Source organism: Fructobacillus sp. CRL 2054 (assembly GCF_028764065.1).
Lineage (GTDB): Bacteria > Bacillota > Bacilli > Lactobacillales > Lactobacillaceae > Fructobacillus.
Genome location: NZ_JACOFN010000003.1, coordinates 69586 through 94235, shown reverse-complemented (window position 1 = coordinate 94235; position 24650 = coordinate 69586). Strand labels below are relative to the sequence as shown.

The following is a 24650-nucleotide window of genomic DNA, read 5'->3' as shown; positions in this document are numbered from 1 at the left end:
CCCATTGCGGGCTTTTTTTCTTATAATGAGTTTTAAGTAAAAAACGAAAGGACGGCTTATGGCTGAGCAAAATCAAGGACCAATGATTCACTGTTCCTTCTGTGGGAAGGGCGCCGATGAGGTTAAAAAGTTAGTTGCCGGACCTGATGGCTTGTACATTTGTAATGAATGTACTGACCTGGCTGAGCAGATTATTAAAGAGGACTTAGCTATCGACGCTAAGGAAGAGCAAATTGATTTGCCAACTCCAAAGCAAATTGTTGAATCACTGGGCGACTACGTGATTGGACAAGATGATGCGAAGAAGACTTTGGCAGTGGCTGTCTACAACCACTACAAGCGTGTTAACGAAAACGCCTTGAAGACAACGGATGTGGAGTTGCAAAAGTCAAACATCGCCTTGCTTGGACCAACTGGTTCCGGTAAGACCTACTTGGCTCAGTCATTGGCTAAGATTCTGCAAGTGCCATTCGCGATTGCGGATGCCACGACTTTGACAGAAGCCGGATACGTTGGTGAAGATGTTGAGAACATCTTGTTGAAGTTGCTTCAAGCAGCGGATTTCGATGTTGAATCAGCCCAACGTGGTATCATCTACGTCGATGAAATCGATAAGATTGCCAAGAAGTCTGAAAACGTCTCAATTACCCGTGACGTTTCTGGTGAAGGTGTTCAACAAGCATTGCTTAAGATGCTAGAGGGTACGATTGCTTCCGTTCCACCTCAGGGTGGCCGTAAGCATCCCAACCAGGAATTGATTCAGGTGGATACGACCAATATTCTCTTTATCGTTGGTGGTGCCTTTGCTGGTTTGGATACCATTATCAAGGAACGCCTTGGTAAGCGAGTGATTGGATTTGGTTCTGCTTCTTCTGAAAACGCAGAAGCTTTGTCAAAGGACAACATCCTCCAGAACGTGGAACCAGAAGACCTTTCAAAGTTCGGATTGATTCCTGAATTTATTGGTCGTTTGCCAATTATCACGGTATTGGACGAGTTGACGGTCGAGGATTTGACCCACATCTTGACCCAGCCTAAGAACGCTCTTGTTAAGCAGTACAAAGCTCTCTTGGGCTTGGATGGTGTCGACTTAGAGTTCCAGCCAGCTGCTTTGAAGGCGATGGCTGATTTGGCCATTTCCCGTGGTACTGGTGCCCGTGGCTTGCGTTCCATTATCGAAAAAGTCATGAAGGATATCATGTATGAAATTCCTTCCCGTGACGATGTTGAAAAGGTAGTCATCACCAAGGCTGCTGTTGAATCTGGTAAAGAACCAAAGTTGGTTCTGAAGAAAGAAGAGAAGTAATTATGGATGTTCATAACGTTGAAATGGTCATGTCGGCCGTTTCCCCAAGTCAATATCCAGAGGACGGACGTCCTGAATTCGCCCTTGTTGGTCGTTCAAACGTTGGGAAGTCCTCATTGACGAATACCCTAATCAATCGTAAGAATTTTGCCCGCACTTCTAGTCAACCTGGTAAGACGCAGACTTTGAATTTCTATTCAGTCGAAGACGAACTGTACTTCGTCGATGTTCCTGGTTACGGCTATGCTAAGGTTTCAAAAAAGAAGCGTGAAGAATTCGGCCAAATGATTGAAACTTACATCAGTACTCGTAAGCAATTACGCGGTGTGATTTCACTGGTGGATGCCCGGCATAAGCCAAGTGAAGAAGATGTGATGATGTACCAGTGGTTGGATTACTATAATATTCCAATTCTCTTGGTGGCAACTAAGGCGGACAAGATTGCCCGTGGTAAGTTGAACCAGTCGGAATCAATCATCAAGAAGGCGGTTGGTTTTGATCCCGCTAATTCAGACTTCTGCTTTTTCTCTTCCGTAACTAAGTCCGGTAAGGATACGGTTTGGAACTGGATTGAAGAACGAATGTAAAATTAGAATTGACCGAAAAGACCTCCTTGGTACAATAGAGTACCAAGGAGGTCTTTTTCTATGGCAGAAGATAGCGCAATTTTTGCAGGTGGTTGTTTTTGGTGTATGGTCGAACCCTTTGATTCTTTACCAGGAATTATCAAAGTTCGTTCTGGTTATACCGGTGGCCATGTTGCAAATCCAACGTACGAACAGGTTTGTTCACATACGACTGGGCACACGGAAGCGGTCAAGATTGACTTTGACCCGGATGTGATCACCTACCGTGAACTAGTTGACCTCTACTGGCAGGTGGCTGATCCAACCGATGCCATGGGGCAGTTTGCTGACCGTGGTGATTCTTACCGCCCGGTGATTTTCGTGAACTCGGCTGAGCAGCGGCGGGTGGCCGAAGAATCCAAGAAGGCCTTGGAAGAATCTGGTCGCTTTAAGAAACCAATTGTCACAGCAATTGAAGATGCTAAGCCTTTTTATGAAGCTGAAGAGTACCATCAAGACTTTTATAAGAAAGATCCATTGCGAGAAGCAATGATGATGGTGCCAAGGCAGCAGTACCGGGCCAAGTATTGGAGGGATAAGCGATGACAAAATTTAACCAAGAAGAGTTAAAAAAACGGCTCACTCCTGAACAGTATGAAGTGACCCAAAACGCGGGAACGGAGCGCCCCTTCACTGGTAAGTACGACCAGTGGTGGGAGGACGGCATCTTTGTTGATGTGGTGTCGGGCGAACCCCTTTTCTCATCAACTGATAAGTACGATTCAGGTTGTGGTTGGCCTGCCTTTACTAAGGGGATTGATGAAGCTGATTTAAAGGAAAATACCGATACTTCCTTTGGAATGGTGCGAACCGAAGTGCGGTCAGCGGAAGCTAACTCCCACCTCGGCCATGTTTTTCCTGATGGGCCGGCTGATAAGGGCGGATTACGCTATTGCATTAATTCTGCTTCCTTACGTTTTGTTCCAAAAGCGGACATGGAAAAAGAGGGCTACGGCCGCTACTTGAAATTATTTAAGTAATATTTTTAGAAAAGTCCTTGTGTATCTGCAGGGACTTTTTAATTTGAATTTTTTAATTAGAATATTTACGGCGAATACTATATCTTATATAATATTGTATGAGGAGAGTAGTATGGCAATTAAGATTCCTAATCGAGTTCTGGAAGCGGTGATTCTTTCTGTTTTACAGGAGGAGCCTTTGTACGGGTATGCCCTGACAAAAAAGATTCAAAGTGAAGTGCCAATTTCAGACTCGACAACCTATCCGGTATTACGACGTTTAGAGAAAGCGGGATTGGTCACGACTAGCTCAAAGGTATTTGCGGAACGAGTTCGTAAGTATTATGAATTAACTGATGCAGGACAGTTACACTTAAAAGAAGCCTGTGCGGACTGGTTGGCTTTTGAAGACCAGATTAATTCGTTACTGGGAGAAGGGTAAGAATGACCTATATACAAGAGCTCGAGCAGACCTTAAAAGACCTGCCAGTCAGCGAGCGAGAAAACATAATGAATTCCTATCGGAATTACTTTACGGATGGGAAGTTGTCGGATGAGACGGCCCGTGAAAAGTTGGGTGAACCTTCTGCACTGGCTAAGAAACTTCGTACGGAATTTAATCTAAATGAAGAGCATGCTGAAAGTGATGATGAGAAAAAGCAATCACTATTTCGACGGGATGGCTGGCTTTTTTGGTTAATGGTATTAATTAGCGCGCCGGTTTGGTTCCCATTGTTAATTACTGCCTATGTGTTGATTTTGATATTGCCGTTTATGGCATGGGTTATCGCCATTGCCTTTATTCTGGCTTCTGCTTTCGTTGTCATTGCTGGGGCGGTTGTCTGTCCACAAAACATTTGGGCCGGTTTATTCTATATCGGAATCGGTTTAGCACTTTTGGGCGTTCCAATTATCGCCTCATCATACGCTAGCTGGTTATCACTAAAGGCTAGCGATTGGGCTAAGGCCTTGACCCACACCCTTTACCGGCTGATTCGAAAGGTGGCTAAACGATGAATAAAAAAGTTTTAGTTGGCCTTGTTTTCATTGTTGTCGGTTTAACGCTTTCGGGAGTGGCCGTTTGGCGTGGTGGCTTGCCAGGTGAATTGTATTGGAATAATGGACCAATCTATCTGTCTGATCAAGATGAAAAGGGGACGGCTGATATAACCCCTGACCAGGTGACGACAGGAAAGCAGGATGTGACAGCCCTTGACGTGACAACGAAGGATGCTGATGTTATTTTGAAACGCGGTGAGCATTTTGCCGTATTAACAGACCCTGCTGAAAAGACCAGTGTGACGGTTTCTGCGATTGATGGCACCGTGAAAGTCACGGGGGATGAAAAGAATAACTGGTCCTTTGGGATTAAGAACCATGGTCGCCATCAGATTACCGTGATTATTCCTGAAAAGTTTGATTTGAAGAATGTTTCGTTGTCTAATACGAACGGAGACATTCACTTATCAAAGTTGGAAACTGAAGAAATTCAGATAGGCAATGTTAATGGTGATGTTCTTATCTCAGATAGTAAGGTAAGCAAGTCTGGAAATGTTGAAAATCGAAACGGTGACATCATTGTCAAGAATTCAACGCTCCCTAAGTTAAAGGGCTATAGTCGTTTTGGTGATTTGAATATCACCAATAATTATCAAAACGTAACAGCTGATCAGGCCGTTCTTTCATTTCGAAATTTGAATGGTGATATTTCACTGACATAAAGAACTATCGATGACGAACACTCTCTTATGGGAGTGTTTTTTATTTAATAAAGCGGAAGGACTTTTTCAGTCCTACTAGTAATTTGATATAATAAAAGCAATTCGGCCTTTCGGTCAGTCAATTTCGGTAGGAGAAAATGGTTAAAGCAAATTTAGTAAAAGAAAACCTAGCAGGAAATCGAATTGGTGTGTTCTTCGGGACTTTAGCACCCATGCATATCGGACACCAGGCTGAAATTTATAAGGCGGCGGCGTTAAATGATGGTGTGGTGGTCATTACTTCTGGCTATACGGGAGACCGTGGCGACCAAATCGGTTTACCAGTCGAAAAGCGTTTTCGTTATCTACGTGAGGCCTTTAATGATGAAAAGCGGATAAAGGTTGATTATATTAACGAAGATGACATTCCACAGATGCCCAATGGTTGGCAGGAATGGACGAACCGTTTAGTGGAAACGATTAAGCGCAATATTATGAATCCTGATGCTCACATAACCCTATATACTGGTGAAGCAGACTATAAAGAAATGCTCGAAAAACTTCTACCTGATGATGCGCACTGGTCGGTTTCCCTGATGGACCGGACAATTTTGAAGGTTTCGGCGACTGCCGTCCGTAAGGATCCACTTGGGAACTGGGACTACATTAACCGTGTTTTTCGTCGGCACTTTGCTAAGAAAATCTTGGTTGTGGGGGCGCCGCAAACTGGTAAGTCGACGCTAACGCGACGCCTAGCCCGGACATCGAACTCACCATTTTCAGTTGAATTTTCAAGAACTTACCAAGAAAAGTCGAATGTCTTTGATTCTGAGCTGCTACTAAAGGACTACACGCGAATTATTCAGGGCCAGTACGATGCCAATTCGGCTGAAATTAATTCACCCGCTAACAACGGTTTGACCTTCTTTGATACGGATGCAATGGTGACCATGGCCGAAACACGGGCCTGGTTATCGGCTGAAGATAACCAGAAGTTAAAGGCACTCTTTGATAACACCATCGGGGAAGAAGAGCTGGACCTTATTTTGGTTATTCCACCCGAGGTAGCGGTTGATAATGGAGCGGATGAAGAGTATTCCCGCCTCTTTGACAAGCACCTTTGGCAGATTATTAAAGAGTACGGCTTTGAAGAGAAGGCTGTGGCCTTGAAACACGAGGGACAGGGAATTGACCATGATGGTTATTACGCCCGTTACTTACAAGCTTTACACATTATTGAAGAACGTGTTGGTGTCAACTTGACAAAGGTTTAACACTTGAGGGGGCTACCGGTTGGTAGGCCCTTTTATAGTATTTTAATTTGAATTCTATATAGTATTTTTACCGAAAGGAGTGCCATGGAGCAGTCATACGCAGAGGTTGTGGTTGACGTACCAACCCAGCAGACGAACCGACCTTATACCTATCTGGTCCCAAATGAATTGAATGAGCAAGTCGTCCCAGGCGTTCGCGTTTTGGTTGCTTTTGGGCACCGTTCGGTATTGGGCTATGTTGTTGGTTTAGTAGACAAATTACCAGCTGATTTAAAAGAGGAGCAGGTAAAGGATGTTTTAACTGTACTGGATGACAAGCCAGTGCTCTCAGAAGAGTTACTGACTCTGGCCCATGACCTAGCGGAAACAAACTTTTCTTACTGGGTTTCCTTTTTAGCTTTGATGTTACCCACGGCCTTAAAGGCGGATTATCGAAAGAAGTTAACGGCTTTGGCTGGACTATCCGATGAGGACCGAGTTACCTATTTGGACGGTCAGCAAGAACGTCTTGTGAAGACCAAAGACTTCACGGCCAAGGGCTGGCGGGCGATTCGAGAATTGCAAAAGGCCGGGCAATTGGCGGTTGTCCCTGTGATTGAAAATAAGGGGAAGATTAAAACGATTTTGGCCTACCAAACAAATGCTGATCAGTCAGTTTTGGAAGACATTGAGAAACAGTTAAGTAAGGGGGCTAAGCAGCAACAGCGCCTACTCGACTTTGCTAGGAAACACCCGGGGCAAACTTTTTCGAAGCAAGAATGGTTAACCCAGCTAGATACCTCAGCTGCCTCTTTGAACACGGCTGTTGAAAAGGGGATTTTGAAAAAGGTCCAGGTTGAGGTGAAGCGTCGTCCTGATACTGTTTCTGGTAACCGTGTTGAGCAAGAAAAGGTACTGAATCCAGAACAGCGGGCTGCCTATGACGCCATCACTCTGGCGATTAAAGAAAGGCAGAAGACAACCTTCCTCTTAGAAGGAATTACTGGTTCTGGTAAGACCGAGGTTTATTTACAGGCAGCCCAAGAGGCGATTAACCGAGGTGAGCAGGTGCTTTTCTTAGTGCCGGAAATTGCCTTGACGCCGCAAATGCAAAAGCGAGTGCAGGACCGTTTTGGCGATAAAACCGCCTTGCTACATTCCGGCCTATCTGCTGGTGAGCGCTATGACGAGTGGCGCCGTATCCGTGAGGGAAAGGTACAGGTGGTTGTCGGAGCACGTTCTGCCGTTTTTGCTCCCCTCGATAAGCTGGGCTTGATTATTGTGGATGAGGAGCATGAAGCTTCCTACAGCCAAAGTGAGAATCCCCATTATTCAGCCCGAGACGTCGCCCTTTGGCGTGGCACCTACCACCAGGCACCGGTTGTGCTTGGTTCGGCAACTCCTTCATTGGAGAGTCGGGCCCGTGCCCAAAAAGGCGTTTATCAATTGTTGACTTTGACAGCCCGTGCGAATCCAGCGGCGAGTCTTCCTAAAGTTGACATTGTCGATATGCGACAGGAATTACTGGACCGTGGCGACACCAACTTCTCTCAGAAACTCTTAGATAAGTTGAAGGAGCACCTAGGACGGGGCGAGCAGGCCGTTTTGATGCTAAATCGCCGTGGCTTTTCTTCCTTTGTGATGTGTCGGGATTGCGGCTATGTGCCACGAGATCCAAACTGTAACCTGGCAATGACCCTGCATATGGACACACGTACTCTGAAGTGCCACTATTGTGACTATCAGGAGCCGATTCCTCAAGTCTGTCCGGCCTGTGGTTCCCACCGAATCCGTTATTACGGAACGGGGACTGAAAAAGTCGAGGCGGAGCTCAAAAAATTGCTGCCCGAATACGGTGTCATTCGATTGGACCAGGATACGACCCGGAAGAAGGGGGCAATGGCTAAGGCCTTAGCCGACTTTGGAAAGAAGAAAGCACAGATTTTGTTAGGAACACAGATGGTCGCCAAGGGATTGGATTTTCCTGATGTGACCTTAGTCGGTGTCTTAAACGCCGATACGGGATTGGGCTTGCCGGATTTTCGTGCTTCTGAGAAGACCTTCCAACTTCTAACTCAGGTGGCTGGCCGTGCCGGCCGTGCCGAGCAGCAGGGGGAGGTTGTTATTCAAACCTTTAATCCTGACCACTACGCCTTAAAGTTCGCACAGAATCATGATTATGAGGGCTTTTACCGTCAGGAAATGGCGATTCGTCATGCGGCAGAATTTCCGCCTTACTTCTACACCATTCAGATTCAGTGTTCGGATGTGGATGAATCCAAGGTGGCCTTACAGACGGCCAAAATTGCTGCCTGGCTGCGAAAGCGCCTGCCAGAAGATGTCTTAGTTTTGGGACCATCGCCCCGGTCGATTGCAAAGCTACAGGGCCGTTATTTCTTCCAGATGATTTTGAAGATGAAAAAGCCCCATGAGGCAGACGAACTGTTGCGGGACTTAGTCGACCGTTCTCAAAAGGCCGAGAAGGGCTTCCGCTTGGAAGTTCGGCGGGACCCGGTTTCCTTTATGTGATTGGCCTGGTCTTTTTGGCCCTTAGTAATTTTTGTTATAATGTAAATATTGAGACTTTTTTAGAAAATAGAGTGAGGTAGAAAACATGGCTTTATCAATCGTCTTTATGGGAACCCCACAGTTTGCGGTTCCAACTTTAGAAGCCCTTGCTTCAGATGATCGTTTTGACGTCAAAGCTGTGGTAACGCAGCCTGACCGTCCTTTTGGGCGCAAGCGACAACTAAAGGCTAGCCCAGTTAAGGAAGCTGCTGAAAAATTAGGATTACCGGTTTTGCAGCCGGAGAAGATTTCTGGCTCAGAAGAAATGGCTAAGGTCATTGAAATCGCACCAGATTTCATTGTGACGGCGGCCTTCGGTCAATTCTTGCCAGTGAAGTTATTGGAGGCAGCGAAGTACGGTGCGGTTAACGCCCACGCTTCTTTGCTACCTAAGTACCGTGGTGGGGCACCCGTTCACTACGCCATTATGAATGGTGATCGAGAAACCGGTGTAACCTTGATGTACATGGTGAAGAAGATGGATGCTGGGAATGCTTTGGCGGTTGTTAAAGTCCCAATCACGGAATCCGATAATGTCGGCACCATGTTTGATAAGTTAGGGGCAGCAGCCGTTGGCCTTGTGACTGAGAACTTGGAGAAGATTGCTTCTGGTGAGCTGAAGGGTCAGCCACAGGATGAAGCGGAGGTGACTTTTTCACCTAATATCTCCCGTGAACAGCAGGAATTGCACCTTGATAAGGAAACGGCACAGGAGTTGGACTGGCACATTCGTGGCTTGTATCCAACCCACCCAGCCCATGCCAAGTCAAAGGGCCAGTCAATTAAGTTTGTGAAGGTTAGTCCACTTCCTGAAAAGACGGACGCAAAGCCCGGTGTGATTACTTTTAAGGATAAGAAGCACTTGCACGTGGCGGCTGCTGATGGTAGTCAAATTGCCGTGGAAGAATTGCAACCAGCTGGTAAGGCAGTGATGCCAATTACGGCATTCTTGAACGGGGCAGGACAAAATCTTGCCGTTGGGGATGCTTGGATTGATTTAGGAGAGGCGAATGCCTAAGAAAACGTTACGTTCAAATAACCCCCGTCTATTGGCGGCTGTGACTTTGGCTAAAGTCAAAAACGGGGCTTACTCGAACTTGCAGTTGAATCAAATTATTAAGCAAAATCCCTTGAAGGACTCTGACAAGGGATTGCTGACCAGTCTGGTTTACGGAACAATTCAGTACCGTTTACTCTTGGAATACTGGTTGAATCCCTTCGTTAAGGGAAAGAAGATGGAACCTTGGTTGAAGGAGTTGCTATTGACAGCCCTTTACCAGTGGAAGAAATTGGACCGAATTCCAAAACACGCCATCTTTAACGAAACGATTGAAGTGGCCAAAACTTTGGGGAACGTTGGTGCCGGAAAGTTCGTAACGGCTATCTTACATAGCATGGACCGCCATGGCTTGCCAGATCCAGCTAAGATTAAGGACGAGACCAAGCGTCTGTCCATCACCTATTCAGTACCTGAATGGCTGGTTGCAGAAATCAGCAAGCAGTTGGGTGATAAGAAGGCGGAAAGCATCCTGCAATCTTTGAACCATGCACCGGAACAGTCCGCCCGCGTGAACACGGCCAAGGCTGATAAGGCTGCCGTTAAGGAATCTTTGGAAACTGAAGGATACACGGTTAAGGACGGCAGGCTTGCCGCTGACGCTTTGATTGTCTCTGGTGGGCATGTTGCTTCATCAAAGGCCTATCAGGATGGCCTTTTGACGATTCAAGACGAATCAGCCATGCTACCGGTCGAAGCCTTGCATATTGATGATTCCGTTCAGTCTGTTTTGGATGCTGCCGCAGCACCGGGTGGAAAGACGACTCAAATCGCCCAGTACCTGTCTGACGGGGCTCGGGTAAGGGCTTTGGATATTCATGACCACAAGGTGAAGTTGATTGCCCAAAACGCCGCCCGTATGGGTGTGGCTGACCGTGTTGATGCCATGGCCTTGGATGCACGTAAGGTACCAGATGAACTTCATCAAGAATTCGACCGAATCTTGGTTGATGCTCCTTGTTCTGGTTTGGGTCTGCTACGTCGTAAGCCAGAAATTCGTTACGATAAGACACTGGCGGATGTGGAACATTTGGCTACGTTGCAGCTTGATATTTTAGAAGCTGCTGCATCAAAGCTAAAGAAGAATGGCTACCTGGTTTATTCAACTTGTACCATTTTGAACCAGGAAAACGACGGAGTTGTCGCAGCCTTCTTGGCTAAGCACCCAGACTTTGTTCAGGTAAAGACCGAGACGAAGTTGAATGTGCAGGCTGACCGTGAGACACTGGCCTTGAAATTGTACCCAGATGATTATCAAACTGATGGCTTTTACATCGCCACCTTTCAGAGAAAGGACTAACAGTTATGGCAATTGCCTACCAAAGTGACAAAGGGCCGGTTAGGCCCGACAATCAAGATGCCGTTGGCGCTTTTTATAATCGCGCCGGCGATCCTTTAGTGATGGTTGCGGATGGTGTTGGCTCTCAAAAAGGTTCTAAAAAAGCCGCCCAAATGGTGGTGACGGCTTTGGGACGGGCCTGGGAACAGGTTGCCATAAATGATGAACAAAAGGTTAAGGAATGGTTGATTCACCAAGCGGATTTGGCGAATCAATCGATTCTTTTGGTCGGTCAGCATGACCAAGGAATTAGCCAGATGGCAACAACAATCGTATTGGCCGTTTGTTTACATGGTCAAGTGCTTGTAGCCAACGCCGGTGATTCCCGTGCTTATTTACTGCGAAATGGTGAAGCACGGTTACTGACTTTTGATCACACTTTAAAGAACGAGTTGGAACGGCAATCTGGTGAAGTGGTCGATTCGGCTTTACCAGACGCCGATTCGCTGACCCGTTATTTTGGTGTTAATAAACAAGTTGACCTCGAATGGACGACCGTTACTCCTGAAAAGGGGGATTGGCTCTATTTGACCTCAGATGGTTTTGGTAAAGTCCTATCGATTAAAGAACAGATGGATTTCATTCAACCGGGGGAGCGTCGGCCGGGGAATAACCCAATTTTGGGCTCGGTCTTGGATATATCTGAGCGGCTGTCTGTTTTGACGACGGCGGCCATTGCTCGCAATGTACCGGATAATGTCACGGCGCTGCTTGTCACTGATATGGCTAAGTCGGAACAGCCTTCTGGTCAACGGTTAGCAATGAAGTCAGCTGAAGTGCCAGCTAAGGCAGAAGAAATAATTCTAAAAGATGGATTGAAGGGGAGACTAGACTAATGGAACAAGGCACGTTAATCGATAATCGTTATAAAATCGTGCGCTCCTTAGGTGAGGGCGGTATGGCCAATGTCTACCAAGCCTTTGATACCTATTTGAAGCGTGATGTAACGCTAAAAATGATTCGATTGGATATTAAGAATCAGCCGGAAGCTTTGTCTCGTTTCCAAAAGGAAGCAAAGGCAGCGACAACGCTGGTAAATGACCACATCGTGCAACTTTATGATATGGGTGAAGCCGATGGCTGCCCATACTTAATTATGGAGTATGTGGATGGCACGGATTTGAAGGACTTCATTAAGCAGCATTTCCCAATTCCTTATCAGGAAGTCGTGGATATCATGGAACAGGTTTTAGATGCTGTTTCAGCTGCCCATAAAGCAGGGATTATCCACCGTGATTTGAAGCCTCAGAATATTTTGATTAACAAGCAAGGACAGGTAAAAATTACTGACTTTGGAATTGCGCTAGCTCAAAATAAGTATGGGATGACATCGTCACAGGAACCGGTCATTGGATCAATCCATTACTTGGCGCCAGAAGTGACTCGTGGACAATCAGCCTCTGAAAAGTCTGATATTTATGCATTGGGAGTCATCCTTTACGAGATGTTGACCAACCAGGTACCATACCAGGGGGATTCGGCTGACCGTATTGCTTACCAGCACGCGGAAGTTCCAATGCCTTACGTGCGCGACTTTGACCCACAAATTCCACAACCATTGGAAAACGTGATTCTTCGTGCTACCGCTAAGGATGCCAAGGACCGTTATTTCTCAACGGAAGCGATGGCGGATGATTTGAAGACATCACTTTCAAAGCGTCGCTCTGGTGAGGGCCGTTTTGTTCCTGAAGCTTCGGATGAAACAAAGCTAGTCACACCGGACTGGAATGCTCATCCATTCGTTGAGGATGATCCGATTGAGGATGAACCTGCCGAAGAGCAACCAGAAGATGTGACGGCTCAAATCATCGACTTGGGTAAGAAAGGCTATTCTGTAAAAGATATTTCTGACCGAGTTGATCGAACGCCAAAGTTTGTTCGTGATGTTTTGAAGAAAAATGGTATTAAATATTCTAAGAAGGGGAAGTGGATTTTCCTATTCGTTATTTTCTTGGCCGCAGTGGCGGGGATTTCCTACTTTGCCGCTCAGACTCAATCAAGTACTGTGTCTGTGCCTGATGTTGCCAATCTCTCGGAATCTTCGGCAAAGTCGAAGATTGAGGATGCCGGCCTGACCGTGTCGGGAACAAGTACGACGAGTTCACGTTCTGTTGATAAGGGAAACGTGATTAAGGTGAAACCGGGTGTGGGTACTTCGGTTAAGAAGGGCTCATCGGTAAAGTTGATTATTTCTTCAGGAAGTGACTCTGTCACCCTTTCTGATTACACAGGGCTTTCCTATTCAGATGCAGCCAACCAGTTGACGGATAAGGGAATCACGGTTAAAAAGAAGACGGAAAACTCCACTTCTGTTGCTTCCGGACAGGTCATGGAACAGTCCATTGCTGCCGGAACGCACGTTGACCCATCGGATACGACCATCACTTTGACGGTTTCATCGGGGGCAAAGTCAATTAACTTGCCAAACTTGACTGGCTGGTCACAGTCGGCAGCCATGTCTTGGGCTAACCAGAACCAAGTAGCCTTGTCCTTCCAGATTAAAGATTCTGACAAAGAAGCCGGTACGGTTTTGTCACAAAACCCTGCTGCTGGATCGAAGTTTAGTCTGGACCAAACGTTGACACTAACGGTATCTTCGGGTGCTGCTAGCTCGTCATCCAATAGCTCCTCGTCAAGTTCTAGCTCAAGTGCTAGTTCTTCATCGTCATCGAGCCACTAAACTAGTTTTAAAAGGGAATTCCAATTGGAATTCCTTTTTTTATTAGAATGAATGCTTGGATTGCCATGTTATAATGTTCCTATGAAAACAGGACGAATTATTCGGTCATTGGCCGGTTACTATGATTTAATGCTTGAAGATGGGACGGTTGAACGGACCCGGGCTCGAGGACAATTTAGAAAAAAAGGACAAAAGCCCTTGGTTGGCGATTGGGCTGACTTTGAATCAGAAAATGGTGAAGGATTGATTTGGGCGCTCCATCCACGTGAGAATAGCTTGGTGCGCCCACCGGTTGCTAATGTTGATTTAGCGATTGTGGTGACCTCCGTTGTGGAACCGGCATTTTCTCAGAATTTACTGGATCGGCAGTTAGTTGCCTTGGAGGCCGAACAGGTCAAACCGGTTCTGTACTTCTCAAAGCTTGATTTGTTATCCGATGATGAACAAGCAGCCTTTCGCAATAAAGTCTCGTTATACCAATCAATCGGTTATCCAGTGATTTTTGCAGGGGATGATTTGAAGGAAACCTTCGGTCCGCTGCTTAAGGACAAGGTGGTCGTGGCCATGGGACAGACGGGGGCTGGTAAATCAACTTTGTTGAACCAGTTAGCCCCAGAGTTGAAGTTAGAGGTCGGTGAGGTTTCGCAGGCCCTTTCACGTGGAAAGCACACGACCCGTCAGGTATCCTTAATTCCGGTTAAGGAATATGAAAGCTTGATTGCTGATACACCGGGATTTTCATCTTACGAAGTCTTTGACTTTCCAGCAGAAGAGCTGGGAAATTACTTCCCTGAAATCCGTGAAGTTGCTGTTAACTGCCGTTTCCGGACCTGCTCCCACTTAAATGAACCCGGTTGTGCGGTGAAAGAGGCGGTCAACCTTGGCAGCATTAGTGCCGAGCGCTATAATAGTTATGAACTCTTTTACCAGATTATTAAGGGTAAAAGGCCGGTTTATCAAAAGAATTCGGCTAAGTGGAAACTGGACCGTTTGAACTGATTTTACAAAAAAGATAGCAAAGAAAGAGGAATGATATGGCAGGAATTATTGCCCCATCAATTTTGAGCGCTGATGTTACAAAGTTGGGTGAAGACGTGACTTTGGTAGAAAAGGCAGGAGCTAAGTACTTGCACATTGACCTAATGGATGGCTCATTTGTGCCTTCAATGGCCTATGGACCAGCATGGGTTAAGCAATTGCGCCCAAAGACAAACTTGTTCTTGGACGTCCACTTGATGGCTGTTCATCCTGAAAACCACGTGCAAGAATTGGCGGATGCCGGTGCTGATTTGATTGGTGTGCACGTTGAAGCAACACCACATATTCACCGCGTTTTGCAAATGATTAAGAAGGCCGGCGTTAAGGCTGAAGTTGTGATCAACCCTGGAACACCAGTTTCTGCAATTGTCCCCGTTCTTTCAATGGTTGACCAGGTTTTGGTTATGACGGTTAACCCTGGATTTGGGGGGCAGGCTTTCTTACCTGAAATGACTGATAAGATTAAGGAATTGATGGTTTACAAGAAGGAACTCGGCTTGGACTTTGATATCGAAGTTGATGGTGGTATCAATAACGAAACGGCAAAGTTGACTGCTGAAGCTGGTGCCAACGTCTTTGTTGCCGGTTCATATGTTTACGATAAAAAGGATCCAGCAGCTAAGGTGCAAACCTTGTTGGACGTCACAAAGTAATGATTAAACAGCCAGTTGGCTGCAAGCGGGCTGATTGTTCAGCTCGCTTTTATTTTGGAGGATGAGGATGCGAATTAACATTTTAGCTGGCGGTCCTAAGGATAATTGGCCTGATAATCTTTTTCAGGAACCTGGTCAATGGATTGGCGCCGATCGTGGTGGCTTCTATTTGATGCAGGAGGGGTTTGAACCCTTACTGTCCGTCGGTGACTTTGATTCCTTGAATTCAGCTGAGAAGAAGGAGTTGGAAAGTTATCAGGCGGACCGGGACTTTCGTGTGTATCCACCTAAAAAAGATTATACGGATACCGAGTTAGCGGTGTCCTATGCTCTGGATCAGGGGGCCGATGAAATTATGTTATACGGCGCAACTGGGGGGCGCTTGGACCATGAATTGTCTAATTTATCAATTCCCCTTCACGAGGATTTTCCTGGTTTACCTGGGCATTTTTGGATTGTTGACTGCCAGAATACGGTTGGCTATTTAGACCCAGAACACGAAGTTGTGAAACGCCTTCCAGGACATCACTACCTTGGGTTTATGCCATTAGGTATAGTTGATAATTTTAAAATCATAGATGCCGAGTATCCTTTGACTCTAAGAGAAACAAGCGGTAGAATGTATTCATCAAATGAATTTGTTAATGAATTGGTACATGTTTCCATTGACAGAGGAATTGTACTGTATACACAGTCAGTTGATAGGGGGTAGCAATGGCAGTTGAAGCACTAACAGATACTAATTTTAAAGAAAAAACTCAGTCGGGCGTTTCGATTGTTGATTTTTGGGCAACTTGGTGTGGCCCATGTCGAATGCAGTCACCTGTACTAGATGCCTTGGCTGATGATGCAGCGTATCATAACATTTCCTTTTATAAGGTTGATGTTGATGAGAATAAGGCTGTACCAGCGGAGTTTGCCATTCGTGCAATCCCAACTTTGGTTGTTTTGAAAGATGGTCAAGAAGTAGAAAAACTAACCGGTTTCCACAATAAGGAACAGTTAAGCGAGATTTTGCATAAATATGCTTAATTTCTTGCTAATTTTGTATGGCTCTGGTAAAATATTTCATGTTGATAAGAAGAGCAAGCACGTCGTGCGGCTCGGATAGGAGGGTCACACATGGCAAAAGATGCAATTAACGGTGCACGCACCCGCTTTGGTAACCAACGTTCACACGCCTTGAACTCAAGTCGTCGTAGCTGGAAGCCAAACTTGCAAAAGGTAACAGTTAAGATTAACGGTTCCGCACCTAAGAAAGTTTACTTGACTGCACGTACTTTGAAGGCCGGTCTTAAGAACGGCTCAATCGAACGTGTATAAAAACCACTCCACTGGGTGGTTTTTTTATTTTGATAAGGCCCCTCAAAAGTCTCAGCCCGAGTTGGGGCTTTTCGCCGAATCATGTTAAAATATAAGTAAGTAATTTGAAAGGAAAGTGGAGCGGGTCTTTTGCTTCACAACAGCAGTGCGATGGCAATTAAAATTCGAACAAAAAACGGTGATGTCACGGTTGAAAACGACGTAATCGCTTCCGTTGTCGGTGGAGCAACCATTGCTAACCCTGGAGTGGTTGGTATGGCGTCTCGTTCCGCTTTGAAAGATGGTGTTAACCAAATCTTGAATCGCGAAAACTATGGCCGTGGGGTTGTGGTTTCACAGCAGGAAAAAGGGTTAACAATCGATGTTTATATCGTTGTTCAACACGGTATGAAGTTGGCTGATATTTCAGCTTCCGTTCAAGCCCGTGTGAAGTACTATCTAAACGCCTACCTAGGCCTACAAGTACCTGAAGTGAACGTCATTGTTCAAGGGATTGAAACCGAGGATTAAGAGAGAATGACTGAAGAAATCACAACCATTACGCCCCTTGAATATGGCAAGATGGTGAATGCTGCTGCAGCGAAGTTGTCTGCCAATGCTGAAAATATTAATAAGTTAAACGTTTTCCCTGTGCCTGATGGCGATACGGGAACGAACATGGCCCTTTCGATGGCATCTGGTGCCGAATACGAACGGGAGTCACAGGATCAAACCGTCGGTCAGTTGTCGAAGGCTACGGCCAAGGGCCTTTTGATGGGCGCCCGTGGAAACTCTGGGGTTATCTTGTCACAGATTTTCCGTGGAATGTCGAATTCAATGGCCGATAAGGCGACTTTGTCAGCCCGTGATATGGCAGATGCCTTGATGGAAGCTGCCAAGGTGGCTTACAAGTCTGTCATGAAGCCAACCGAAGGAACGATTTTAACGGTGATTCGCGAAGCTGCTGCTGAAGCAGATCGTTCTGCTTCCGCTGGCGATGCTTTGCCAGTCATGATGAAGAACGTTCAAGTTGCGGCCCAAAAGGCTTTGGACTCAACTCCTGATTTGTTACCTGTTTTGAAGGAAGTTGGCGTTGTTGATTCTGGTGGACAAGGATTGGTAATGGTATTGTCAGCCTTTACTGATGTTATCCTGGGCACTTTTGATGAGAATAACTTGGAAGCACCCGATAACGCAGAGTTGGACCAGATGGTTTCAAACCTTCACGCTGGTGCACAGGCTGATGAATCATTGAATCCAGATGATATTCAATTCAGTTACTGTACTGAAATTATGGTTGATTTGGGCCAGGGAACAACTTGGACGAAGGACTTTGACTACGATACTTTTTACAACTTTATCGCTGATAAGGGTGACTCACTCTTAGTAATTAACGATGATGACGTTGTGAAGGTGCACGTTCATACTGAAGACCCTGGAACAATCATTCACTGGGGAACTGAATTTGGTTCGCTTCGCAAGGTGAAGGTTGATAACATGCGTAACCAACAGCAAGCTGTTATTGATGAACAGGCTGCTGAAAACAAGGCTAATGCTCAAAAAGCAGAAAAGGCTGAAGCGCCTGAATTAGCCGTCTTCGCAGTTGCTTCTGGTGACGGTATTGCTAAACTCTTCGATTCACTCGGCGTTTACCAAGTGATTACCGGGGGTCAAACAATGAACCCTTCTACGAAGGATTTTGTTGATGCTATTCAACAGTCTGGCGCAAAGAAGGCGATTATCTTGCCAAACAACTCAAACATTTTCCTTGCGGCTGATCAAGCCAAGGAAATGGCAGAGGTGCCAGTGGCTGTTGTCAAGTCTCGTTCAATCCAGCAAGGATTGACAGCGATGATGGCTTATAACCCTGATGCTTCAGTTGAAGATAACGAAGCTGCGATGACGGATGAATTGGGAACGGTTGTTTCTGGTGCTGTTACGCAAGCGGTTCGTGAAACGAGCTTGAAGGGTCATGATATTAAGAAGGGTGACTGGCTTGGAATGAAGGACGGCGAAATTGTCGTTGTTGGTAAAAAGTTGGTTGATACTTCTAAGGCTTTGCTAGAACAAATGTGTGATGATGATTCAGAAATTGTTACGATTATTTCTGGTAAGGGTGCGAAGCCAAAGGAAGAAAAAGCTTTGGAAGAAGCCATTTCTGAGATTGACGAAGACCTTGAAATCGAAGTTCACGATGGTGGACAAGATTTGTATCCATTCTTACTTTCTGTTGAATAAAAGAAAAAGGCAAACCAATATGGTTTGCCTTTTTTTAGTTCTAGATAAATAGTAAATAAAAAAGTTCTGCTGAAAACTAGCAGAACTTTTTTATTAACGAATTGCTGAGATAGCAGCGTAAATAACTGATCCAGCCATCACGATGACCATGAAGATGGACATAAAGAGCGTCCATTTTTGATAGCGCGTCTTCTTTTTCTTTTCAACCTTTGGAAGAGGGCGCTTTTCAAGTTGGCGATTTACTTCTTCTTCCAATGCTTTATCGACTGCTGATGAGGAAGGTGCCTCGGCAACTACCTGCTTCTTTTTCTTCTTTGACATAATCCCGTGTTCTCCTGAATGTTCTAGGGATATCTTAACACAGGAATTTGTAAAATTGAAATTTTGGCTTTTGCTTGGTAAAGTAAACGAGAGGTGAAAATGAATGGCATGGTATTTTTGGACTGGAATATGGGTAGCAGTATTAATGCTGGTGATGCTTTGGCGCTTTTTGTACCGTGCCTTTCCGAAAGTATCATTCGTAGATTTGATTACGCTTCCAACATGGTTAGCCTTTTATGAAATTGAGGGGACGGTTTTTTATCGGTCGGATGTGCTGGCGGCGGTGGTTTTGTACCTATTGCTAGCTGGCGTTTGGGCCTTTTTGGTAATTGGACGTAATAGTACGACAGCTTTACGATTTATCCACATCGCTTGGCGAACTTCGGGATTAGTTGCGACTGTTCTCTGTGTTATCACCATTATTTGGGCTATCGTTGCATAAATTGAATAAAATTAGGGAAAATCCCCCACAGGGCTAAAAGCTTGATATATCAAGCCTTTAGCCCTTTTTTGCTGCCGTTCTTTAAAAAAGTCTTAAAGAAAAGTGGAGGGAAGTGGGGGAATGTGGTAAATTATATGTAAGTAATCCACAGGAAGGGAGGAGTGGGCCATCATGTTCATGGGCGAATCATCACATAACTTAGATCCCAAGGGCCGGCTCACGATTCCTGCTAAGTTTCGAAACCAATTAGGCGAAACTTTTGTGATTGCAAAGTGGATGGAACATTCCTTGCGTGCAATGCCTTTGGACGTCTGGAATCTATTGGAAGAACAGTTAAATAATCTACCAATCGGGAAGAAAGACGCCCGGGCTTTTAAGCGTTTTGTAATGGCTGGATCCATGCAAGCTGAATTCGATAAGCAGGGACGCGTGATTATCCCTGCTAATTTAAAAGAGCACGCTGGATTGGAAAAGGAAGTCGTTGTGACCGGAGTCGGTGATTCCTTTGAAATCTGGTCAGCAGATAACTGGCAGGCTTACACTGCTGAAACTGCTGAAAACTTTGACGAAATTGCCGAAGGATTGGTTGATTTCGACTTTTAATAGGGAATGAGACGAATCGGACACCGTGAGGAGGGGAAAGATGACATTTGAACATATAACCGTTCTCCAAAAAGAGGCCGTTGATTTATTAAACGTGAAACCTGATGGTGTATACGTTGATGCGACCCTTGGTGGCGGTGGACACACTGGTGTTATTTTGTCTCGCTTAACAACTGGTCGTCTTTATTCTTTTGATCAGGACGAAACAGCCATTGCTTATAACAAAGAGCAGTATAAGGACGAGATTGCTGCGGGTAAGTTGGTTTTAATTTTTAACAACTTCCGTACTCTTAAATCATCATTAGCAGACCAAGGTGTTATTGCTGTTGACGGAGTCCTTTACGATTTGGGTGTTTCATCCGTCCAATTCGATCAGGGTGACCGTGGCTTTTCCTATAATAACGATGCGCCGTTGGATATGCGAATGGACCAGCGTCAAGAGTTAACAGCTAAGACAATTGTGAATGATTGGCCATTTAATGACTTGGTGCGTGTCTTAACCCGTTATGGTGAAGACCGCTTCGGTAAAGCGATTGCCCGTAAAATCGAACAGCACCGGGAAGTAGCGCCAATCGAAACGACCTTTGAATTAGTCGAAATTATTAAAGAAGCCATTCCGGCTCCTGCTCGTCGACACGGTGGGCACCCAGCCAAGCGCTCCTTCCAAGCCTTGCGCGTGGCCGTTAACGATGAGTTAGGGGCTCTGGAAGATTCCTTGACGCAGGCTTTGAATCTATTGGACGTGGGTGGTCGAATTTCGGCCATCTCCTTCCAATCACAGGAAGATCGCTTGATTAAGCAGATGTTTAAGGAAAAGTCTCAGGCACCAGAGTTGCCACGAGGACTACCAGTCATTCCGGCAGAAATGCAACCAGATTATAAACTATTAACTCGCAAGGCAATTAAGCCAAGCGAAAAAGAACAAGAAGAAAATCACCGTTCTTCTTCAGCACAGCTGCGAGGAATTGAACGGTTAAAAGTATCGGACGAAAGCTAACCTTTAATTCTAGGTAATGATTTAAAGGTAATTCGTAGTAAAGGAGAGAATTCAATGGCACAAAACGCATACCATTATCAAGATGCGGCAAGAGCGCTACCAAAGCAAACTACCCGTAAAAAAGTTAAGGTTAAAAGACGCTATCAGCCAGCCGTTTGGACAAAGCAAGAACGTTCACTTGTGATTGTTATGGCGGTAACGGTTCTCTTCATGATGTTGGCAACCGTTTGGACGACCGTTTCAATGCAACGTGTTGATGCACGAAACCAGGCTGTTAGCGAAAAGATCGACAAGGTGAAGGAAGAAAACGATTCCTACCGTGGCGATATTCAGGCGAAGACGAACAAGGATAACTTGGAGAAAGTTGCGAAGTCAGCTAACATGGAACAAAGTACTAATAACGTTCGCAACGTCAATCAATAATAATGAAACAAAGTAAAAGACGACAACTCGGTAAAAAAATCACTGGTAATGCCAAAAAATTCGGCCTCCTTTTGGGCCTTTTTGCATTAATTATCATCGTGATTATGGGTGGTCGTCTTTTTCAAATTGCCGGAGTGAAAACGGTCAACAACCATAATTTGACCGCTGCTACTCGCATGACTTTTATGCAAAAGTCGACGGTGCCAGCAACCCGTGGCCAAATTCTTTCTTCGAATGGGTCGGTCCTAGCTGACAATTCCACGGTGTATGATATGTACGCGGTTTTGGATAAAAAGCAAAAGGTGAATGGTAAGGCGGACTACGTCACCGACCCTAAAAAGGCTGCTGAAGAAATTGCACCAATTATTGGAGCAAATCAAAATGATTTGTATAGCTTACTTTCTTCAAATAAACTGCAGGTTGAATTGGGGACGAAAGCCAAGAACCTTTCGGTTGATCAGTATAACCAGATTAAAAAACTGAATTTATCCGGAATCAAGTTTACGGCACAACCTGCCCGTTATTATCCAAATAACCGAATGGCCTCTCACATTATTGGCCTGACGAATTCTGTTTCAAATAGTGTGGGTCAAAAAACACTGAATGGTGTTTTGGGTATTGAAGCTTATAAGAATACCGCCTTACGAGGTAAGGATGGGGTAACAACGACCCTTGGTTCTGATGTTCAGACTTCTAAGAAGAATCAAGTTAAAAACGGTTCAAACGTCACTTTGACGATTAATGAAAAGTTGCAGGCGACACTGGAAAACCGAATGGATGTTTTGTTCTCAGGAACAAAGGCGAAGTCCGCTTCCGCCTTTGTGATGGAAGCCAAGACTGGAAAAATCGTGGCTGCCACACAGCGACCAAACTTTGATCCAAATACGCAGGATGGACTATCAGATGCCTGGGAAAACCTTTTGAACCAAGGAGCTTTTGAACCAGGTTCAACAATGAAGACTATTACTTTGGCTGCTGCTATTCAGGAGAAAAAGTGGCAACCAAATGCTACCTATAAGTCTGGTACCTTGGACATTAACGGGCAGAAGGTTACTGATGCCTTTGGAAATAATGCCGGAATGTTAACTTACCGACAGGCTTTTGAACGTTCCTCAAACGTTGGTTTTGCAAAAATTGAGCAGTCCTTAGGTGCAAAGACCTGGAAGTCTTACATTAACCGCTTCCACTTCTTAAAGAAGACGGGGGTTGAACTGCCAAATGAACAGTCAGGTTCAATGTCATTTGAACAGCCAATCGATCAGGCTAACACTTCATATGGTCAGGCCATTCGAACGACACCGGCTCAAATGTTGCAAGCTTACTCGGCCTTCGCCAACAAGGGGACGATGGTTAAGCCCTACCTGGTTGCAAAAACTACCAATCCAACCACCGGTAAAACCATTTCAACTGGTAAGACAACCAAGGTTGGTCAACCAATTTCAGCTTCAACAGCTAAAGAGGTTTTGTCAAACATGGAAGGCGTTGTTAATGCTGATGATGGTACTGCTAAGCAGTATTCGCTTGCCGATGCAGGTTACCAAGTGGCGGCTAAAACTGGAACCGCCCAGGTGGCAGAAAACGGAAAGTACCTGGATGGCTTAACGAATGCCATTCACTCGGTCATGGCCTTGGTTCCTGGGGATAATCCAAAGTACATTATGTACATTGTTGTTCGCCAGCCACAGGTCTTCCCAGATGCCAATATTCAAATCACTTTGAACAACGTTTTCCGTCCAGTCATGTTGCAGGCCTTAAACGATAATGATGCGACCGTGAAGTCGGCAACTAAGACGGTTGAACTTCCTGACGTTCGGGGTAAGTCTATTGAGGATGCGGAAAAGACTTTGACAGACTTGGGTATGAAGGTTACCACAGTTGGAAGTAAGGGAAAGATTACCGCCCAGACGATTAAGGGTGGACAATCGGCTGTTAAGGGACAGTTAATCTTGCTGTCTGCTTCTGGAACAGTCACCGTACCTGATATGTCCGATTGGACAAAAAATGAAGTTTTGTCATGGGGTAATCTTGCTGGTGTTAAAATAACATTATCGGGATCTGGCTACGTTGAGAAACAGTCTGTAAAGGCTGGCAGTGGCGTATCCAACCATAAGAATATAACTGTAACGTTTAAAGAGAAGGATTAGGGAATGCTTGTATTAGAATTTCTGTTGGGGATGGTGCTAACCGCCATTGCGATGCCAACTGTGATTAAAAAGTTGAAAGCTAGTAAGGAACAGGCTGTTATTCGTGTACTTGGGCCTGACCACCAGCAAAAAGCCGGAACACCATCGTTAGGTGGTGCCGTCTTTGGATTAGTAACAGTGGTGATTGTCTTCTGCTTACCATCGACTTATCAAAATCACCATTCATTAACAACTATCTTGGCTTTGTCAGTTGGTTTTGCTTCATATGGTGTGATTGGAGCCGTGGATGATGTGCTGAAGTTGATTCATCATGCTACGGATGGCTTTGCCTTTAAGCCAAAGTTGGCAGCGCAAACGGTTTCAGCTGTTGTCGTGATGTTTCTACTCTGGGCAATGCACGTGCCTGCCGAATTGAACTTGCCGTTCTTTGGTGTTGTTCATTTGGGATTCTTCTACGTGATTTTTCTTTGGTTCTGGTTAGTTGGTTGGTCAAACGCGACAAACTTGACTGACGGATTGGACGGCCTTTTGACAGGCTTAGCCTTGATTGCCTATGGTGCTTATACGCTAATGGCTGTTCGTGTTGAAAACTGGGCAATGGTTTCCTTTAACTTTGTTTTGATGGGATCCCTTGTTGGTTTCTTGTTGTTTAACAAGCCAAAGGCTAAGATTTTCATGGGTGACTGTGGTTCCTTAGCCATTGGGGCCGGCTTAGCAGTTGAATCCATTCAGCTACACGCGGTTGTTTCCCTCTTAATTATTGGTTTGGTTTTCGTCATCGAAACCCTTTCGGTTATCATTCAGACAATTTCTTACCATTTCTTCAAAGTCCGTGTCTTTCCAATGGCACCTATCCACCATTCCTTTGAAAAGTTTGGTTGGACGGAATGGCAAATTGACGCTGCCTTCTGGACGTTTGGTTTGCTATCCGCAGCCTTTGGATTGTGGTTGTTTCAATAAGATTTAAATGGTGGGTTATCCACCGTACATAAAAAATATAA

General features: G+C 45.3%; 27 protein-coding genes. 26 read left to right on the top strand and 1 reads right to left on the bottom strand.

The window, feature by feature from the left end:
- The first annotated feature begins 58 nt into the window (after positions 1–58).
- From clpX to H7198_RS02090, 20 genes are all read left to right on the top strand, one after another.
- Positions 59–1306, top strand: a complete 1248-nt coding sequence (gene clpX / locus H7198_RS02185; protein ID WP_274458179.1) for an ATP-dependent Clp protease ATP-binding subunit ClpX — start codon at positions 59–61, stop codon at positions 1304–1306.
- 2 nt (positions 1307–1308) lie between these two features.
- On the top strand, positions 1309–1893 hold the full coding sequence (yihA, locus tag H7198_RS02180) for a ribosome biogenesis GTP-binding protein YihA/YsxC (RefSeq protein ID WP_274458178.1): 585 nt from the start codon (positions 1309–1311) through the stop codon (positions 1891–1893).
- A gap of 60 nt (positions 1894–1953) precedes the next feature.
- On the top strand, positions 1954–2478 hold the full coding sequence (msrA, locus tag H7198_RS02175) for a peptide-methionine (S)-S-oxide reductase MsrA (protein WP_274458177.1): 525 nt from the start codon (positions 1954–1956) through the stop codon (positions 2476–2478).
- On the top strand, positions 2475–2912 hold the full coding sequence (gene msrB / locus H7198_RS02170) for a peptide-methionine (R)-S-oxide reductase MsrB (protein WP_274458176.1): 438 nt from the start codon (positions 2475–2477) through the stop codon (positions 2910–2912). Before msrA ends, msrB begins: the two co-directional genes overlap by 4 nt.
- A 112-nt stretch (positions 2913–3024) precedes the next feature.
- On the top strand, positions 3025–3333 hold the full coding sequence (locus H7198_RS02165; protein ID WP_274458175.1) for a PadR family transcriptional regulator: 309 nt from the start codon (positions 3025–3027) through the stop codon (positions 3331–3333).
- Positions 3334–3335: 2 nt separating this feature from the next.
- Complete coding sequence (locus H7198_RS02160) at positions 3336–3908, top strand: HAAS signaling domain-containing protein (protein ID WP_274458174.1); 573 nt, start codon at positions 3336–3338, stop codon at positions 3906–3908.
- On the top strand, positions 3905–4612 hold the full coding sequence (locus H7198_RS02155; RefSeq protein WP_274458173.1) for a DUF4097 family beta strand repeat-containing protein: 708 nt from the start codon (positions 3905–3907) through the stop codon (positions 4610–4612). Before H7198_RS02160 ends, H7198_RS02155 begins: the two co-directional genes overlap by 4 nt.
- 137 nt (positions 4613–4749) lie before the next feature.
- Positions 4750–5865, top strand: a complete 1116-nt coding sequence (locus H7198_RS02150; RefSeq protein ID WP_274458172.1) for an AAA family ATPase — start codon at positions 4750–4752, stop codon at positions 5863–5865.
- Positions 5866–5949: 84 nt separating this feature from the next.
- Positions 5950–8373 carry a primosomal protein N' gene (priA, locus tag H7198_RS02145; RefSeq protein WP_274458171.1) on the top strand — a complete coding sequence of 808 codons (2424 nt, stop codon included), beginning with the start codon at positions 5950–5952 and terminating at the stop codon, positions 8371–8373.
- An 85-nt stretch (positions 8374–8458) separates the two neighbouring features.
- On the top strand, positions 8459–9430 hold the full coding sequence (gene fmt / locus H7198_RS02140; RefSeq protein WP_274458170.1) for a methionyl-tRNA formyltransferase: 972 nt from the start codon (positions 8459–8461) through the stop codon (positions 9428–9430).
- Positions 9423–10769: a 16S rRNA (cytosine(967)-C(5))-methyltransferase RsmB gene (gene rsmB, locus H7198_RS02135; protein WP_274458169.1), complete on the top strand. Its 1347-nt coding sequence runs from the start codon at positions 9423–9425 to the stop codon at positions 10767–10769. The genes fmt and rsmB overlap by 8 nt, the downstream gene beginning before the upstream one ends.
- Before the next feature lie 5 nt (positions 10770–10774).
- Complete coding sequence (locus H7198_RS02130; protein WP_274458168.1) at positions 10775–11644, top strand: PP2C family protein-serine/threonine phosphatase; 870 nt, start codon at positions 10775–10777, stop codon at positions 11642–11644.
- Complete coding sequence (gene pknB / locus H7198_RS02125) at positions 11644–13488, top strand: Stk1 family PASTA domain-containing Ser/Thr kinase (protein WP_274458167.1); 1845 nt, start codon at positions 11644–11646, stop codon at positions 13486–13488. The genes H7198_RS02130 and pknB overlap by 1 nt, the downstream gene beginning before the upstream one ends.
- Positions 13489–13569: 81 nt before the next feature.
- The gene (rsgA, locus tag H7198_RS02120) at positions 13570–14487 is read left to right on the top strand and encodes a ribosome small subunit-dependent GTPase A (RefSeq protein WP_274458166.1); all 918 of its coding nucleotides are present in this window, start codon (positions 13570–13572) and stop codon (positions 14485–14487) included.
- 35 nt (positions 14488–14522) lie between these two features.
- The gene (gene rpe, locus H7198_RS02115; protein ID WP_274458165.1) at positions 14523–15179 is read left to right on the top strand and encodes a ribulose-phosphate 3-epimerase; all 657 of its coding nucleotides are present in this window, start codon (positions 14523–14525) and stop codon (positions 15177–15179) included.
- 61 nt (positions 15180–15240) lie between these two features.
- Entirely contained in the window at positions 15241–15891 is a 651-nt protein-coding gene (locus H7198_RS02110; protein ID WP_274458164.1) for a thiamine diphosphokinase, read from the top strand.
- Positions 15892–15893: 2 nt separating this feature from the next.
- Entirely contained in the window at positions 15894–16211 is a 318-nt protein-coding gene (gene trxA, locus H7198_RS02105; protein WP_274458163.1) for a thioredoxin, read from the top strand.
- 90 nt (positions 16212–16301) lie between these two features.
- A complete protein-coding gene (rpmB, locus tag H7198_RS02100; RefSeq protein WP_010691569.1) occupies positions 16302–16502 on the top strand; it encodes a 50S ribosomal protein L28 in 201 nt (66 codons plus the stop codon).
- Positions 16503–16652: 150 nt separating this feature from the next.
- Positions 16653–17012: an Asp23/Gls24 family envelope stress response protein gene (locus tag H7198_RS02095; RefSeq protein ID WP_274458162.1), complete on the top strand. Its 360-nt coding sequence runs from the start codon at positions 16653–16655 to the stop codon at positions 17010–17012.
- Positions 17013–17018: 6 nt separating this feature from the next.
- Positions 17019–18719, top strand: a complete 1701-nt coding sequence (locus tag H7198_RS02090; RefSeq protein ID WP_274458161.1) for a DAK2 domain-containing protein — start codon at positions 17019–17021, stop codon at positions 18717–18719.
- 93 nt (positions 18720–18812) lie between these two features.
- Here the strand turns inward: H7198_RS02090 and H7198_RS02085 are convergent, their stop codons facing one another.
- Positions 18813–19040: a DUF4044 domain-containing protein gene (locus H7198_RS02085; protein WP_091502087.1), complete on the bottom strand. Its 228-nt coding sequence runs from the start codon at positions 19038–19040 to the stop codon at positions 18813–18815.
- A 103-nt stretch (positions 19041–19143) separates the two neighbouring features.
- Here H7198_RS02085 and H7198_RS02080 point away from each other — a divergent pair, with 103 nt between their 5' ends.
- From H7198_RS02080 to mraY, 6 genes are all read left to right on the top strand, one after another.
- On the top strand, positions 19144–19482 hold the full coding sequence (locus tag H7198_RS02080; RefSeq protein WP_274458160.1) for a hypothetical protein: 339 nt from the start codon (positions 19144–19146) through the stop codon (positions 19480–19482).
- A gap of 171 nt (positions 19483–19653) precedes the next feature.
- A complete protein-coding gene (gene mraZ / locus H7198_RS02075) occupies positions 19654–20085 on the top strand; it encodes a division/cell wall cluster transcriptional repressor MraZ (protein WP_274458159.1) in 432 nt (143 codons plus the stop codon).
- Positions 20086–20125: 40 nt separating this feature from the next.
- Positions 20126–21082, top strand: coding sequence for a 16S rRNA (cytosine(1402)-N(4))-methyltransferase RsmH (gene rsmH, locus H7198_RS02070; protein WP_274458158.1), 957 nt, complete (start codon positions 20126–20128; stop codon positions 21080–21082).
- 54 nt (positions 21083–21136) lie between these two features.
- On the top strand, positions 21137–21505 hold the full coding sequence (locus H7198_RS02065; protein WP_274458157.1) for a cell division protein FtsL: 369 nt from the start codon (positions 21137–21139) through the stop codon (positions 21503–21505).
- A 2-nt stretch (positions 21506–21507) separates the two neighbouring features.
- A complete protein-coding gene (locus H7198_RS02060) occupies positions 21508–23649 on the top strand; it encodes a penicillin-binding transpeptidase domain-containing protein (protein ID WP_274458156.1) in 2142 nt (713 codons plus the stop codon).
- Positions 23650–23652: 3 nt separating this feature from the next.
- Positions 23653–24609 carry a phospho-N-acetylmuramoyl-pentapeptide-transferase gene (gene mraY / locus H7198_RS02055; RefSeq protein ID WP_274458155.1) on the top strand — a complete coding sequence of 319 codons (957 nt, stop codon included), beginning with the start codon at positions 23653–23655 and terminating at the stop codon, positions 24607–24609.
- Positions 24610–24650: the final 41 nt, after the last annotated feature.

What these genes read in the sequence shown, in the direction of transcription:
- H7198_RS02060 (WP_274458156.1), top strand. Translation starts at nt 21,508, where the DNA reads ATGAAACAAAGTAAAAGACGACAACTCGGTAAAAAAATCACTGGTAAT.
- H7198_RS02085 (WP_091502087.1), bottom strand. Translation starts at nt 19,040, where the DNA reads ATGTCAAAGAAGAAAAAGAAGCAGGTAGTTGCCGAGGCACCTTCCTCA.
- H7198_RS02130 (WP_274458168.1), top strand. Translation starts at nt 10,775, where the DNA reads ATGGCAATTGCCTACCAAAGTGACAAAGGGCCGGTTAGGCCCGACAAT.
- trxA (WP_274458163.1), top strand. Translation starts at nt 15,894, where the DNA reads ATGGCAGTTGAAGCACTAACAGATACTAATTTTAAAGAAAAAACTCAG.
- H7198_RS02150 (WP_274458172.1), top strand. Translation starts at nt 4,750, where the DNA reads ATGGTTAAAGCAAATTTAGTAAAAGAAAACCTAGCAGGAAATCGAATT.
- mraY (WP_274458155.1), top strand. Translation starts at nt 23,653, where the DNA reads ATGCTTGTATTAGAATTTCTGTTGGGGATGGTGCTAACCGCCATTGCG.
- H7198_RS02095 (WP_274458162.1), top strand. Translation starts at nt 16,653, where the DNA reads ATGGCAATTAAAATTCGAACAAAAAACGGTGATGTCACGGTTGAAAAC.
- msrB (WP_274458176.1), top strand. Translation starts at nt 2,475, where the DNA reads ATGACAAAATTTAACCAAGAAGAGTTAAAAAAACGGCTCACTCCTGAA.
- fmt (WP_274458170.1), top strand. Translation starts at nt 8,459, where the DNA reads ATGGCTTTATCAATCGTCTTTATGGGAACCCCACAGTTTGCGGTTCCA.
- clpX (WP_274458179.1), top strand. Translation starts at nt 59, where the DNA reads ATGGCTGAGCAAAATCAAGGACCAATGATTCACTGTTCCTTCTGTGGG.
- H7198_RS02110 (WP_274458164.1), top strand. Translation starts at nt 15,241, where the DNA reads ATGAGGATGCGAATTAACATTTTAGCTGGCGGTCCTAAGGATAATTGG.
- H7198_RS02165 (WP_274458175.1), top strand. Translation starts at nt 3,025, where the DNA reads ATGGCAATTAAGATTCCTAATCGAGTTCTGGAAGCGGTGATTCTTTCT.
- mraZ (WP_274458159.1), top strand. Translation starts at nt 19,654, where the DNA reads ATGTTCATGGGCGAATCATCACATAACTTAGATCCCAAGGGCCGGCTC.
- msrA (WP_274458177.1), top strand. Translation starts at nt 1,954, where the DNA reads ATGGCAGAAGATAGCGCAATTTTTGCAGGTGGTTGTTTTTGGTGTATG.
- H7198_RS02155 (WP_274458173.1), top strand. Translation starts at nt 3,905, where the DNA reads ATGAATAAAAAAGTTTTAGTTGGCCTTGTTTTCATTGTTGTCGGTTTA.
- rsgA (WP_274458166.1), top strand. Translation starts at nt 13,570, where the DNA reads ATGAAAACAGGACGAATTATTCGGTCATTGGCCGGTTACTATGATTTA.
- priA (WP_274458171.1), top strand. Translation starts at nt 5,950, where the DNA reads ATGGAGCAGTCATACGCAGAGGTTGTGGTTGACGTACCAACCCAGCAG.
- rsmH (WP_274458158.1), top strand. Translation starts at nt 20,126, where the DNA reads ATGACATTTGAACATATAACCGTTCTCCAAAAAGAGGCCGTTGATTTA.
- pknB (WP_274458167.1), top strand. Translation starts at nt 11,644, where the DNA reads ATGGAACAAGGCACGTTAATCGATAATCGTTATAAAATCGTGCGCTCC.
- H7198_RS02160 (WP_274458174.1), top strand. Translation starts at nt 3,336, where the DNA reads ATGACCTATATACAAGAGCTCGAGCAGACCTTAAAAGACCTGCCAGTC.
- yihA (WP_274458178.1), top strand. Translation starts at nt 1,309, where the DNA reads ATGGATGTTCATAACGTTGAAATGGTCATGTCGGCCGTTTCCCCAAGT.
- H7198_RS02090 (WP_274458161.1), top strand. Translation starts at nt 17,019, where the DNA reads ATGACTGAAGAAATCACAACCATTACGCCCCTTGAATATGGCAAGATG.
- rsmB (WP_274458169.1), top strand. Translation starts at nt 9,423, where the DNA reads ATGCCTAAGAAAACGTTACGTTCAAATAACCCCCGTCTATTGGCGGCT.
- H7198_RS02065 (WP_274458157.1), top strand. Translation starts at nt 21,137, where the DNA reads ATGGCACAAAACGCATACCATTATCAAGATGCGGCAAGAGCGCTACCA.
- rpe (WP_274458165.1), top strand. Translation starts at nt 14,523, where the DNA reads ATGGCAGGAATTATTGCCCCATCAATTTTGAGCGCTGATGTTACAAAG.
- rpmB (WP_010691569.1), top strand. Translation starts at nt 16,302, where the DNA reads ATGGCAAAAGATGCAATTAACGGTGCACGCACCCGCTTTGGTAACCAA.
- H7198_RS02080 (WP_274458160.1), top strand. Translation starts at nt 19,144, where the DNA reads ATGGCATGGTATTTTTGGACTGGAATATGGGTAGCAGTATTAATGCTG.